Below are 13,881 nucleotides of genomic sequence, written 5' to 3'. Positions count from 1 at the left end.
GGCGGCGCTCATGGCAGCAATGGGGCTCGCGCGGAATTACGGTGTGGGGGTGGGTGCCGGCGTGGCGGCCGGCGTCGCCGCCGCGGGCGTCGTGCCAGCGGCGGGTGTGGCGCCGGCGGCCGGTGCCGGCGGGCGGTTGGCCATCGTCCTGACCATCCCCGGTTGTGCGTTCATCTGGATCGCCGCGATGGCCTCCGGGTTGGCGAGCTTCTCCAGCGGCATGTAGTCGCTCTTGAAGTTGACCTCCACCTGCCCCGCCAGGCTGGCCTTGGCCTGCAGCGAGGCGTCGTTCTGCAGCTGCGAGGTGCTCATCATCTTGATGATCGGCGTCTCGTTGTACTTGTAGTCGCCCTTGGCATAGGAAGTACCGCCCTCCCGCGCCGGCGCGCCGCCGCCGAAATACCCGCTGCCGTAGTAGTACCCGCCGCGGATCGCGTTGCCGCTGGAATCGCGGGCCACGGTGCCCTGCTCCACGTTGCTCTCGTTCGATCCCTCCTCCGCGCGTGCCATCTGCACGTTGCCGTAGGCGTCCTTCTGGTGGTCGTACTTGGTCGCGCTGTTGCGGTACTTGAGGTTGTCGCGCGCCTGGAAGTCGTACATGACCTTGGCGGAGATCTTGCCGTCGGTCACCACGATGCGGTTGATGCCCAGCATCACGATCGTCGCCAGCAACTGCTGCCGGCCGGTGGCGATCTGGGTGCGCGCGGCCGGCACCAGCAGGGCCTCCACCAGTTCGTCGTCCAGCCGGGTGATCGGCTGGTCCAGCGGCAGGCTCTGGTTGATACGCGCGATCGCGGCCTTCTCGTCCACGTCCGGGCGCAGTGCGACACGCGGGCCGGCGGGCGCGGCCTGGCCGCTGTCGTCGCCGAAGCCGCCGAAGTCGCCCCAGTCGCCGCCGCCCATCTGCAGCTGGAAGATTTCCGGAAACTGCTCGACCAGATGGTCGCGGCCCTGGTTCTGCGTGGTGTTGTCGTCGCGAAACTGGTTGAGGCTCTTGGATACATCGGCCACGAGCTTGGCGTAGGCCTCCATCTGCTGGATCGAGGAGGTCACGATGGAATTGAACACGCCGTCGATCAGCCCGCTGACGAAGGACGGGAAGTTGACCGCCTGCATCAGCGCGCCAGCCTGCTCGACACCGGTCTTCAGCGCGGTGCCGAACTCGGGCTGGTCGGCATTGGGCAGGGGCGTGCTGTCATCGCCCGCCAGCGAGCGCACCGCCGGCGCCACCTGCGCCCGGCTCAGGTGCACGCCGTCGGGCTGGGTGAGGTAGGTCGCGATGTCGACCATGCCCTTGGCCAGCGCCTGGGCCTTGTCCGGTGGCAGGTGGCTGAAGGAGTCGGTGCTCTGCAGCAGCGCCCGGACCTTGTGCCGCGCGGTTTCCATCAGCGAACGGTCCACCGGCGGCGTGACGGCGCGGACCGGGGCAGCGGCGGTTCTGGGGAAGATGGCGGACATGGTGGCGCTCCGGAGTGGTGCGGTGACGGGAACTCACGCGTGCTGCGACGCGCGCTGTGGCGACTACTGGAAGGCCCGGCCCTCCTCGATCTGCTCGCGCATCTCGAATTCGATCGGCCGCACGTACAGGCTGATGCGCGCGGCCGAATGCGGCGTCACGCGGATGCTGAGCACGGAGAAGTGGCCCTGCTCGTTGGCGTCGTCCATGCCGAAGGCGTCCAGCCAGCGCGACAGCGCGGCCAACTGGCGCGGACGTTCGGCCAGGCCCAGCTTGAGCAGGTCGAGGAAGCGCGCCGGCAGGTCGGGGATCGCGGCCAGCAGGATCTCCAGCTTGAGCTCCACGCCCTCGCCCGTCTCGCGCATGCCCACCAGCACGCCGCCGGCGGGCAACTCGAAGCGCCCGCCCAGGGCGACGCCGACGATGCGCATCAGGCTCGGCAACTGGTGGCCGATGCCAAGCCGGTTCATCAGCGGCCCGAGCGAGGCGACCTGCATCGGCCCGCGGTGCAGGAAGGTCACGCGCTGGCTGCCGGTTTCGCGCTTGCAGCCGATCGAGGTGAAGATCGGCATCAGGTTGGGCATCTCGGTCATCACCTGCCGCGTGAGCTGGGCGAGGCCGGGCGCGAGTGCGTCGATCTGGGTCGGCAGCAGCTCGTAGTAGATCTTGGCCGCGTACAGGCCGTCCTCGTCGAACGCGCTGCCGAACCAGGCACCGTAGTTCATCCAGCTCAGACCGTCGAAGCCACGCCATTGCTCGCTGCGCGAGTCGAACCAGCGCAGCGCGTCGCGGCCGAAGATCGGTGCGATCAGCCGGCGCATCTCGCGGGTGGCCTCGTCACGGCGCGCCACCGGCGGTGCGTTCGGGCCCAGCGGGGCGATGGTGAAGCGCAGTGCGTTGGGTTCGGACTCGGAGAACGACGGTTCGTAGGGCACCGCGCCGGGAGCCAGCGCGTTGCGCGCGTACGAGGTGTCGTCGTCGGGCAGGTAGAACGTGCGGTCGATCAGCCCGTCCAGGTAGGGCAGCGGATCGCGCGTCCCCAGCGCCTGCGAGGCCTGCTGGAGCGAGTGCTTCACCATGTGGGACACCGCCTTGGGCGGCTGCTGCGTGCGCGTCTGCGGTTGGACCATGGCATTCATGACGGCAGTTCCATTGAAGGATGGGAGGTGGTGGACGCGGCGGCCGGAGGTCAGGCTGCGGCCGTCGCGTCCGCCGTGGGGCGGCACCGATCAATGCATCGTCAATGCATCGGCAACCCGCCATTGCCGTTGAACCCGGCGGGAATCGGCACCGAGTCGAGCAGGTCGCGGGCGAACTGCGGCAGCTGGTCCATGGGCTTGCTGGTGATGACCGGCGATTCCATGGGCTGCGCGTATTCCTCCACGCTCGACTCCTGCACCCCGCCCACCGCCAGCCACTGCTCGCAGGCCTGGACCAGATCCCAGTCGTTGGGCTCGACCGTGGGCTGGTCGCTGCCGCGCAGCTGCGGGTTGGTCAGTGCACTGAGCGAGATCACCTCGCCGAAGCGGCCGGTGATGCGCTGGTGGTTGTTGGCCAGCCAGCGGATGATCACGGCGCCGGCGCGGGCCTGGGTGCGGTAGCGGTGCGTGTTGCGCGCGCCGCCCAGGTAGTTGACGTTCACCTGGTCGATCACCTGCCACATGTCGCGTGCGCCGAATGCACCGCGCACTTCCGGGTCGCTCAGCAGGTCGCGGTATTCCAGGATCATCGCCTGCAGCTCGGTGGCGGCGAAATACGCGATGCCGTAGCCGCAGCGCGACAGGCTGGCGGCCAGGTCGCGCGCGGACTTGCGCACCTGCTCCTGCGACACCGCCACCGGGATGTTGGTGCGCAGCAGGCGGTCGACGCTGAGCTGGCGGCCGAAGGACGACACCGACGAGACGAAGCGCAGCCACAGTTCGTTGAACTCGCGGTTGGGCTGGTTGTTGTTGGCGTCGCCACCGGGCGCACCGAAGGCCCGCATGTACAGGTCGCGCCGCTCGCCTTCGGTGATGCGTTCGGACGCCGTCTTGAAGTAGCGGAACAGGTAGTCGCCCGCCTTGCCCCGGCCCAGCGGCAGCAGGCCGCCGCGGAACAGTTCGACGATGCGCTCGACGACCTGCGGCAGCCGCATCTCCTCCAGCATGTAGGCGAAGTAGATCGCCTGCACCGCATGCAGGTTCTCCTTGATTATTTCCACGTCGGTGGATTCATCCAGGTCCGGCAGCATGATCTCCATCGCCGAAGGCGGTGCGCCTGCCACGACGCCGGTCTGCATGTCGTAGACGTTCTGGATGCGGCTGGCGAGCCAGGCGTCGTTGGCGCTGACCCCATCGGTGGCCAGGCGGCGCACGACGCCCGCCAGGTTGCGGGCACTCAGGGCGCAGACGGTCTCGTTCGGTCCGGGCGTCATCGCGGCGATGGAGGCGGCGATCGAACGACTCACTTCGGCGTCGGTCGCGGCCTGGTTCGCGGCGGTGGCGTCGTTTTCAGCCGCCGTCGCCGTCGCGGCCGTGGTGGTGGCCTGCAGCTCGGCGACTTTCGCGTCGGCCGCGGCGGTCTTGGCCTTGGTCCTGGCGAGCTTCAAGGCATCCGACAGCGCCTTGAGCTCGTCGGCGGTCAGGCCTTTGCGGGCCGCGCGGGTCAGCGTGGCCTTGGCTTCCGCCGTGGCCAGCTCGGCGTCGGCGGCCAGGCGTGCGGCCTCGGCGGTCTTGGCCGCCGCCGCCGCGGTGTTGGCCGCCTGGCGGGCGGTGGTCGCCTGCGCCTGCGCCGCCTGCGCCTTGGCCACCGCTTCGCGCTTGGCGGTCTCGAAGTCGCCGCCCTGGTCGCGCGTCTCGGGATTACCGCCCGGGGTGACGCAGCCCAGGATGTGGCGGTCGACCTGGCACGAGGCGATCTGCGTCTGCAGGCTGACCTTGTACTTGTCGCCCAGCTGCAGGAATGCGGCATCGAACAGCTTGCGGTTCTTGCGGTACTCGCCCTGGGCCACGCTGACCTTCTGGACGAAATCCGGGCGGCTGGCGTCGGTGTAGCCGTCCACCTGCAGCAGGCCGCAGATCGCCGCGATCTCGCGCTCGGCCTCCTTCATGGGTGACAACGCGGCGCCCAGAGTGCGCTGGCTGCCCACCAGGCCGTACTCGTGGACGAACTCGGCACCGGCAACGAGCGTGGACCAGTCCTTCTGCTGGTGGGTCGCGGCGACCAGCTGGTAGAACGTGTCGGTGGTGATGTCGCTGGCGAGCTGCTTGCGGATCTCCTCCAGCTCGTCGTTCTGTTTCGGGCTCAGGCCGCCGCTGGTCGCGGCGGTGTTCTTGATGGTTTCGAGGACTTGCCGGCGTGCACGCAGCTCCTGACGCTTTTTCAGCTCGCGTTCGCCAAGGTCGACCAGCAGGATGCGGTTCATGGCTGTTCTCTCGTGATGGTGGCGGAATGGAACGCGTAGGCGGTGCGTGCGGCATCGGACCTGGCTGCCGCGGCGCCCGCTTTCCGGCGGGACTTGCTGGGATTTCGGGTGATCGCCATCGGACTCTCCTCGGCAGCGTTTGCCTTGCTCATCAGGCCGCCAGACTCGCGAGCGAGTCGTGCGCGGGTGGTGCGGGTACAACGTCGTATTCCTGCGGCAGCCCTTCGCCCTCTTCCTCGGCGATGGCCGCATCGATGCGGGCGTCCAGCGCGCGCAGCGCGGCGGCGGCGTCGAGCACGCCGCGCCCGCAGCCCTGCACGCCGGCGCCGGCGAAGGGGCGCGCGCTCTGGACGAGGATCTGCCGCGCGTCCTCGCTGCTCAGCGGCCAGGCGCGGCGCGCGGCGCGGGACGCCAGCAGCGCGCACACGGCGGCGGCGAAGGGCGAGGCGAAACTGGTGCCGGTGGCGGTCTGGTAGCCGTCCAGTCCACAGGTGCGGATGTCGCGGCCCGGCGCGCACAGGGCGACGTGGTCGCCGCGGGTGCTGAAGGGCGCCGGCTGGAGGTGGCGGTCCACCGCGCCCACGGCGATGACGCCCTCGTGGGCGGCGGGGTAGTACTTCTCGGTCAGCCCGGAGTTGCCGCTGGCCGCGACCAGGATCACGCCGCGCGACAAGGCGTAGCGGATGATTTCCTCATGCGGGCGCGGCGCCTCTTCCGGCAGCGCGGATTCGGGCGTGCCGAAACTCATGTTGATCACCTTGACGCCCAGGTCGATCAGCCGCTTCATGCCGGCGTCGATGTTGTCCAGCGCGCCCACGCCGATGCGCTTGTCGCCGGGACCGAGCGCCGCGCCGAGCACGCGCACCGGCGTCAGTCCGCAGGCGCCGGCCGCCCCGCCAGGAATGCCGCGACCACGCGCGACCAGGATGCCGGCACAGCCACTGCCATGCCCGACTTCGTCCTGCGGCCGTTCGCCACGGCGCCGGTAGTCGCCGACCAGTTGCAGCCCGCCCACGGCGGCGGGATCCAGGTCCACGCTGTCGAAGCCGGCCCGCACGCGCTGGTCGAGTTCGGCATGGCCCACGGCCACGCCCGTATCGGCCAGGCCGACGACGATCGCCGGATCGCCTGGCTCGAAGGCCAGCGCCTGCGCCAGGTGGATCGCGTCTCCCGCCCAGGGCGCGTTCGATACGGCATCCGGGGGCGCACCCGCGGCCAGTGGCTGCGAGAACGGCGCCCGGCACACGTGGTCCAGGCTCACCCGATCGACCATCGGCAGTTCGGCAAGCGCCTGCAGCAGCGCGGGCATGCGCAGGATGTCGCGGACTTCGATGCGCAGCACGCGCGCCACGCCGCTGAGCTGCTCGACATCGTCGAAGCGGCGCGCACCGGCCACGGCGCGCTCGATGCGGCGCGTCCGTGCGCTGTGCAGGCGCGCGGCGCGGAAGGCGCCCCCATGGTGGCGCAGCAAGCGGTCGATGACGCCGCGGTCGACGTGCTCGGCCATCGGCGTGCCATAGCCGTGCACCGCGCGCAGCCCCGGCAGGTGTTCGGGCACCTCGCCCAGCTTCAGCGTCACCAGCAGGCGGTTCGTGCGCACGGGCGGCCGGTTGTTCATGGCGTGCTCCAGGTGCCCAGCTGGCCTTCGCGCAGATGCACGCGGGCGACCTCACCGTCGCCGAAATCCACCTCGGCCTCGCAGCCCAGCTGCATGGCCAGGGGTTGCAACACGATCTGCCCGTCCTGCGCTTCGACCACGGGCACGCTCTGGCCGGCGGCGAAGATGCGGGGCAGGCGGTTCATGCGCAGGTTCGGCGCCTGCAGGTGCACGCGCGAGTTCTCGCCGCCGTTGTGCTCCACGCGGGTCACCCGCGGCGCGGCGGCGTTCATCAGGGCCTGCTGCAGGCGGTTGACCGGCATGCGCGACAGCCGCGCGATGACGTCCGTCCCGGCCGTCGCCTTGAGCTCGTTGAGCTGGGTGATCGTGCGCACGCCAATGCGTGCCAGGCGGCGTTGCTCGTCCTCCGACATGGAGCCGCCCATGGCCTCGCGCAGGCTGAACTTGGGGTCCTCGGCTTTGTAGTCGACCGCGTTCTCCTCGATCATCGGCTTGGTGATCGTGGTCAGGCTCAGCTTCACCGAACTGGCTTCGGTCTCGCCCGGCCCCGCTGGGCGCAGGAACACTTCGTCGTCGACCATCTGCACGAAGGCGCGAAGGTCCAGCGACACGTCCTTCACCGCGAAGGTCAGTGGCAGCTTGCCGACGCGGGCCTTGATCGCCATCGACGCCTGCGCCTTGTCCAGCTGCTCGGTGAGCGCCTGGATGAACAGGTCGAAGGGCACGCCGGCGTCCTGCAGCAGCGGTGGCATCTGGGTCATGGCGACTCTCCCCAGCCCACGCTCAGGCGCGAGGCGCGCGGCAGCCATTCATGGCCTTCGCGCGCACGCGGCACGTCGGCCAGCAGCGCGCAGCCGCCATCGCGCAGGACCACGCGGAATTCAAGAGGCAGCGTCATCTCGACGCCGCGCAGGGCGACGCCCTCGCGCAGCTCCAGCTGCACCAGGCCCTCATGCAGCTCGTCGAGCAGCTGGGACAGTTCGCGCAGCATCACGCGGCTCCCTGCCCGGGCGCGGGCGCGGCGGGCGCGGGGGCGGCGGCCGGCGCCGCGGCGGGAGCGGCGGGGGCCCGCATGCCGGGCGCATTGCGCTGCAGGATGGCCATCTTCGCCGGCTCGACCATCTTGTCCAGCGGCAGCGTCTCGCTGACGAAGTTGAGCTTGACCTCGCCGAACAGGTCGGCGCGCACGCTCGATTCGTTCTGCGCGTTGACCTGCAGCGTGGACACCATCGTCGAGGTCTGTCCGCCATACGTCTGCGCGCCGCGCTCGCCCCACTTGGCGATCGAATTGGGATCGGAACTGGTGGCGTACTGCACACCCGCCGCGTCGCGCGCCGCGGCGCGGAACATGACCTTGGCGCTGATCGAACCGTCCTTCACCGCCACGCGGTTCAGGCCCAGCAGCACCATCGAGGTCAGCAGCTGGTGGCGTTCGGCGCCGATGCTGCGCTTGACGTTGGGCACCACCTGCTCTTCCAGCAGCTCGGTGGTGAGGGTCTGTCCCTCCAGGTTGAAATCGGCCAGCCAGGCGGGGGTGAGGTCGTCGGCGCGCGGTTCCAGCGTGGGCTCGGTCACCTCGCCGCCGTCGGGCATGCGGATGCGCACCTCGCCCGGGTAGCGCGTGGCCAGCCAGTCGCGGGCCTGGTTGGGCGTCACGTTCTCGGCGGTGAACTGGTCAACTGTCTTGGCCACCGCCGCGATGAGCGTGGAGTAGCTCTCCATCTGCCGGATCGAGGCATCCACGATCGCATCGAAGGTGCCATGCACGAGTCCGGCGACGAAGCCCGGGAAATCGATCTCATCGACCATCGCGCCCGTGCGCGCGGCGATGGTCTCGGTCGCCTGCGGCTTGGGTGTCTTGCCGTCTGCGGCGGGCGTGTCGGCCAGCGCGTGCGCGCTCGCCGATCCGTTCGCGTGCGCGCCCGCCTGCCCCTGGCGCGGGAAGATGATTCCACTTCCGCTGGTTGGACTGACGGTGGACACGATGGCTTCCTCGTGCAGGCAGGTGGCGATGGTTGGACCGGGTCGCAGGCCGGCGGACACGCCGCCGGCCCATGTCGCACTGGTTACGCGGCCTGGCGGATGCCGCCGGCATCCACCCAGCCGTTCTCGCGTTCAAAGCGGCCGTCACCCAGCAGCCGCAGCCGGATGCGCGCAGCGGGGTTGCCCTGCGCCAGGCCGCTGAAGCGGTAATCGACGGTGACGCGGATGGCCGCCACGCCGCCCAGGTCTTCGTGGTCCTCGATGCGGGCGGTCGCCTCCACGCCATAGGCGAGGTTGGCGGGCAGCCCGGCGCGGATGCGCACGTCGCCGACGCTGCCCTGCGAGGCGCGGAAGCTGAGCGTGAGCGGCAGCGGACACGGCGCGCCGTCGATGGCCGGCCAGTCGTTGAGCTCGACGGTGACCTCGCCGGTCGCGGCCGAACCCACGGTGAGATTGGGCGTGGCCGGCGACTTCAGGCCCTCGACCTGGTCCAGCGCCCAGCGCGACGCGCCGGCGCTGCCGCGCACGGTATGCATGCGCGTCCCGGCGATCCTCGTGGGTTCGATCGGCTCCTGCGGCTGCCCGGTCAGCGGCCCGCCCAGGTCGAGCGACAGCGCCGCGGGCGCGCGCTTGAGCGCATAGCCGCCCCCATGGCCCAGCGACTGGGAGGAAGCCGCCACGGCCGGCAGATGCAACACGCGCCAGTTGCCGTAGTTGGGCTCGGCCATGTTGCCGAAGTCACTGGCGAACTGATTGAAGCCGAGCCAGTCCTCGTAGCCGTTGTTGCGCGGATGGAACTCGACCGGATCGGCGTCGAAGCCGACACGCGTATCCCACGGATTGAGGATCTTGACCTGCACGGACGCCGGATCGGCCAGGTTGCCGCGGATGCCCGCGAGCACCACCGCATGCGGCGCGCCCACGATCACCACCCACAACGGACCGTACGAGGCCAGCCAGTCCGCCCACTGCTGGGGCGAGTGGTAGATGCTGGCGTTGTCCGGCTGGCGCAGGATCTGGAAGCCGTAGCGGTCGCGCACGGCCTCCAGCAGGTCCCAGTTGTAGCAGGTGGCCAGCGACGCGCCCACGTCCCGCGCCAGGGTCTCCGGCGTCAGCGACTGGTTGCGCCGGAACGACAGCAGCATCGCCATCGACGCGGCCCAGCAGGCGTCCTTGTTCGGTTGCGGGATCAGGTGCACCGGATAGTCCGAGCCGCCCGACAGGGCCTGCGCGGACAGGCCCAGCGCGATGCCCAGGAACTCGTCGCGCGCCTTCAGGTGCCCGACGTAGCCCAGGCTGCCGCGGGTGAGCGCGACGACGTCCTGCGGCGTGCTGTCGCCGGCGGCCGCGGCCACCAGCGGGATGCCCGCCGCCTCGAACGCGGCGAACACCAGTTCGGAGCAGTAGAACGAGCGCGCCGTGGTGGTGTCGGCGCCGGTGATCGACGCGATCGCGTCGAGCAGGCGTGCCTGCAGCGGGAACAGGATGCGGTGGCCGATGCGCGCCACGCCCGTGTAGTTGTAGGGCTGGCCCACCTGCGCGCGGGCGAAGTCGACCATGGCCTGCGCGCGGGCCGCGTCGACACGCGGATCGCGGTAGGCCACCGCCAGGATGGCATCGCCGATCGCGGTTGCCAGCGGGACCTCGTGCACGCCGTCGCCGACGGCCTCGATCACATTGCCGTTGCCGGCGTAGATCATGGCGTGGCTGATGGCCGACAGCGTGCCGGCGCGGATGGCGAAGGAGACGGCATGGCGTGCGGTGGACACGATGATGTCGCCCGGTGCGAGCGCTTCGTACCCGATGGACATGCCGCCGATGCCCGGGTCCAGCGGAATCTCGAGTGCGCGTGTGGACAGCGCCTGCGCGCGGGCGGCGTCGGGCGCGTGGCAGCTGCGCGAGCTGACCAGGCTCATGTAGTGGTTCCAGTCCCAAACGGCGTTCGGGCAGCCGGTGTGCGTGGTCGCGGTGTCGGCCTCGCTGTGGCCCTGGATGTGCGCGCGGTCGGCGGGAATGCCGAAGGTGTCGCACAGCCAGTTGACCAGCGCCGCCGATGCGCACAGCTGCGCCGTCGTCGGGACGAGGCCACGCGTGTTGGCCACGTGCTCGATGCCGATGCTGGTGCGATTGGCCGAACGGGCATGCCAGGCCACGTCGTTATGGCGCACCATCTGCACCACTTCGCCGTCCTGGCCGATCACGTAGTGGGCGCTGACCTGCGCGGCCGGGTTCTGGAACCAGCCGATGGTGCCGTTGATGTTGGCGCCGCCGTCGGTGATGTGGATGACGATCCGCTCGATCGCGCGGGCGCTGGAGCTGGCGCGGAAGTTGCCGCTGTCGGCGGGCACGAAGCGGCTCGCCTGCGGGTATTCGGCGCTCGGCGCGGTGAGCGCGCGGCCGACCGCGGCCAGGCTCTGTGCCCGTGCGCTGTCATCGGGGATGGGGCCTTCGATGCCGCGCTGGCTGTCGTCGTCGACTTCCTGCGACAGGCCGCGCCCCGTCACGCCCAGGGAGAACGTGGTGGCGCGGCCTTCGATCCAGTCGATCTTGGTCGGGGTGATGAAGCAGCCGCGGTTGAGACCCTGCGCGGCCGGCTCGCCGCTGACGTGCACGGCGCAGATCATCGCCTTCAGCGTGCCGCTGGCCCGGCTCAGGGTGTACACCGGCGAACCGCTCGCCCCCATCAGCGACAGGATCGGGTAGTCGATGGTGTCGGCGGTCGGCGCGCTGGAGACGTAGCCCCCGTGCAGGTGCTGCTTGTCGCCGTCGATGATGTAGTCCAGTTCCGGCACGGTGCGCGAGGCGGCGGAGTAGCCGCACACCACGATCGGCAGGCGGTCGGACGGCGAGGCATTGAGGAATTCGAAGCAGGCGCCGCCGGGCGCGGCGATCGGCACGTTGTCGATCACCGCCAGGTCGTTGTCCCAGTCCCCGCTGCCGCTGTAGCGCGGTGCGATGCGCCATGAGGCACTCTGCACGGTCGCGCTGCCGAACGGGCGGTTACCCGCGCCGTTGCGGCCGGGAATGATCTCGCAGCGGCTCATGCCATGCAGGTTGTGCGCGCAAGTCAGGATGCGGTTGCGGCCGACGTAGAAGCCGGTGCCCGAGTACTGGGAGCCATCGGGCGCTGTCATGTTGAGCTGGCAGATCGCCGAATGCGGGAAGATCGAGGTGTTGGGCACGCCCACGAACCACTCCTCGCGGGCCAGGCTGAAGGCGTTGTCCTGGCAGCTCAGGGCGGTGGACGGGTCGGCCGGGTCATAGAAGGGGCTGATGATTTCCAATCCCCGGGACACCGCGCGGCGCGGGACGGGCATCGCCAGGCTGCGCACGCCCTGCCCGCTCGCCAGCTGGGTGGCGGCGAGCTGCACGCAGGCCATGTAGCGGTCCCAGTCCCAGTAGTCGCTGGGGCAGTCGTGGTTGTCGCGCGGCGAGGCTTCGAAGTGGCCGACGATGTGCTCGCGATCGATGGGCAGTGCGTACTGCTGGCACAGCCAGGCGACCAGGCGGGCCGAGGCCTCGTACTGCGGGTCGGTCGGCGGCAGGTCGCGCGCGTTGCCGCGCGAGGGCTTGTTGGCGTTGTGCTCGATGCCGATGCTGCGCGGGTTGACGGCGCTGGCGTGGTGGGCGGTGTCGGCGTTGCGCACCATCTGCACCACCTCGCCATCGCGGCCGACGATGTAGTGCGCGCTGGACCGGTTGGGCTTGCCTTTGGAGGTGACGCGACTGCCGTTCTGGAACCAGCTGATCGTGCCGTTGATGTTCGGCCCGCCCGCCGTGATGTGGATGACGATGCGGTCGACCGCGGCATTGCGCCGGCGGCCGACCCGGAAGTTGTTGGAATGCGCCGGGGCGAAGCGGCTGGCGCCGGGATAGTCCGGACTGGTCGCGGTAAGCGCGTGCACCGCCTGCGCGGTGGCCGCCTGGACGTATTCGGGCTCGCCCTCGCCGATGCCGTAGATCTCGGGGTCGTCTTCCTCTTCCTCCTGCGGCGGCGCATCCAGCGCGCGGGTGCCGAGCGAGAAAGTAAGGGTCTGGCCCCAGCGCGCCGCGGTGTCGCGGATCCAGCGCAGTTTCTCCTGGGTGATCCGGCAGCCCTTGTTGGTGGTGTCGTCGTGGGCGGCCACGTGCACACCGACCAGAGGTGCGCCTGCGGCCTGGCGCCGGCCTCGATCCAGTACACCGGCGAGCCGCTGGTGCCGGCCAGGGTCTGCAGGTCGTAGGTGAAGGTGCCCTCGGTGGGGATCTCGCGGATGTAGCCGCCGTGCATGTGCTGGCGGTTCTGGTCGATGTTGGCGTTGACGTACTCCTCGATCGCGCTGGTGGCGAACCACCGGGCCGCGTAGCCGCTGACCACCACGCCCTCGGGCCGCGACTGGGTCAGTTCCTCGACCAGGTTGAAATAGTTCGCGCCCTGGGCCGCGTTGGCCGGCGGAACGCAGATCAGGGCCATGTCGTGGTCGCGCACGCCGCTGCCGTAGGACGGGTGCTTGCAGAAATTGGCCGAGGTGACGGTGAAGCGGCCGAAGGGTTCGGCGGTGGCGCTGATGCCGCCGCCGTTCTTGCCCGGCACGATGATCAGCTCGCTCTCGCCGTCGACCACGTGCGCCGCCGTGAGCAGCAGGCGCGGGCCGATGAAGAACGCGGTGCCGGAGTGCGCGCCCTCGGCGGAGCCGTCGGGCGTGCGCACCTGGCAGATCGCCGAATACGGCGGTTGCGTGGTGTCGGCCACGCCGAGGAACCACATCGCGCCGCGGGCGAAATGGCCGATCTGCGTGGTCAGCGCGCCCCACCAGTCCTCGGGTGTGTAGTAGGGCCCGACCAGCAGCGGCTTGGCGAATGGCCGCGCGGGCATGGGCTGCGCCGAAAGCGCCGAGCCGTACGCCTGCGCGGACCGCGGCGCATAGCCATAGGCCTGCGCGGCGGCGGGCGCGCCAGCTGCGGGCGGTGCGGGCGCGAGCGCGACGTCGAGTGCCGGTGTCGGGGCCGATACCGGTGCCATCGTGGGCGCGGCCGCCGCGGGCTGCTTCCACAGATCGTCGGAATAGCCATCGTTGTAGGGCGCGGGCTCGCCCGCCGCCGCGCCGTTGGCAGCGCCATTGCCAGCGGTTCCGGGCGCCGCCGCGGTGCCGGCGGTGAGGGAATCGCCGCCCCAGCGCAGCGCTTCGGCACTGCCGTTGCCATAGGCCGATCCGGTGTCGACCCGCGCCGTGCGACGCAGGCCGCGCCCGGTCAGGCCCGCCATGTTGACGTACATGTTCCCGCGGTCGGGAATGCGGACTTCCACCGGCAGCGCGCGGTTGCCTTCCTGGTAGGTGGCCAGGCCGAAATAGAGCCGCTGCTGGCCGGCGAAGCGCGCCACCACGCTGGGCGGCACCAGGTAGACCGACTCGCCGTCGCGGCGGCCGGTCGCGCCCAGCA

At 70.3% G+C, this 13,881-nt stretch carries 8 protein-coding genes and 1 pseudogene; all 9 read right to left on the bottom strand.

All coding sequences use genetic code 11. The annotated features are described in order from the left end of the window. Window positions 1–36: 36 nt before the first annotated feature. A complete protein-coding gene (locus I8J32_RS09270) occupies window positions 37–1,458 on the bottom strand; it encodes a hypothetical protein (RefSeq protein WP_200611197.1) in 1,422 nt (473 codons plus the stop codon). A 63-nt stretch (window positions 1,459–1,521) separates the two neighbouring features. Further along, a complete protein-coding gene (locus tag I8J32_RS09265) occupies window positions 1,522–2,595 on the bottom strand; it encodes a hypothetical protein (RefSeq protein ID WP_245156283.1) in 1,074 nt (357 codons plus the stop codon). Between the two features lie 101 nt (window positions 2,596–2,696). Next, window positions 2,697–4,859, bottom strand: coding sequence for a hypothetical protein (locus tag I8J32_RS09260; protein WP_200611195.1), 2,163 nt, complete (start codon window positions 4,857–4,859; stop codon window positions 2,697–2,699). A gap of 151 nt (window positions 4,860–5,010) precedes the next feature. Continuing rightward, window positions 5,011–6,477 carry a S8 family peptidase gene (locus tag I8J32_RS09255; RefSeq protein WP_200611193.1) on the bottom strand — a complete coding sequence of 489 codons (1,467 nt, stop codon included), beginning with the start codon at window positions 6,475–6,477 and terminating at the stop codon, window positions 5,011–5,013. After that, the gene (locus tag I8J32_RS09250) at window positions 6,474–7,238 is read right to left on the bottom strand and encodes a hypothetical protein (protein ID WP_200611191.1); all 765 of its coding nucleotides are present in this window, start codon (window positions 7,236–7,238) and stop codon (window positions 6,474–6,476) included. The genes I8J32_RS09255 and I8J32_RS09250 overlap by 4 nt, the downstream gene beginning before the upstream one ends. Next, window positions 7,235–7,468: a hypothetical protein gene (locus tag I8J32_RS09245; protein WP_200611189.1), complete on the bottom strand. Its 234-nt coding sequence runs from the start codon at window positions 7,466–7,468 to the stop codon at window positions 7,235–7,237. Before I8J32_RS09245 ends, I8J32_RS09250 begins: the two co-directional genes overlap by 4 nt. Next, window positions 7,468–8,520 carry a hypothetical protein gene (locus I8J32_RS09240; RefSeq protein ID WP_245156282.1) on the bottom strand — a complete coding sequence of 351 codons (1,053 nt, stop codon included), beginning with the start codon at window positions 8,518–8,520 and terminating at the stop codon, window positions 7,468–7,470. Before I8J32_RS09240 ends, I8J32_RS09245 begins: the two co-directional genes overlap by 1 nt. A 23-nt stretch (window positions 8,521–8,543) precedes the next feature. Next, complete coding sequence (locus tag I8J32_RS09235) at window positions 8,544–12,587, bottom strand: N-acetylmuramoyl-L-alanine amidase (protein ID WP_245156281.1); 4,044 nt, start codon at window positions 12,585–12,587, stop codon at window positions 8,544–8,546. A gap of 104 nt (window positions 12,588–12,691) precedes the next feature. Beyond that, window positions 12,692–13,207 (bottom strand): annotated as a pseudogene (locus tag I8J32_RS18085) (trypsin-like serine peptidase); the annotation flags it as partial. Between the last annotated feature and the right edge of the window lie 674 nt (window positions 13,208–13,881).

The organism is Lysobacter solisilvae, from assembly GCF_016613535.2.
GTDB lineage: Bacteria > Pseudomonadota > Gammaproteobacteria > Xanthomonadales > Xanthomonadaceae > Agrilutibacter > Agrilutibacter solisilvae.
This window is presented reverse-complemented; position numbering and strand designations above follow the sequence as displayed.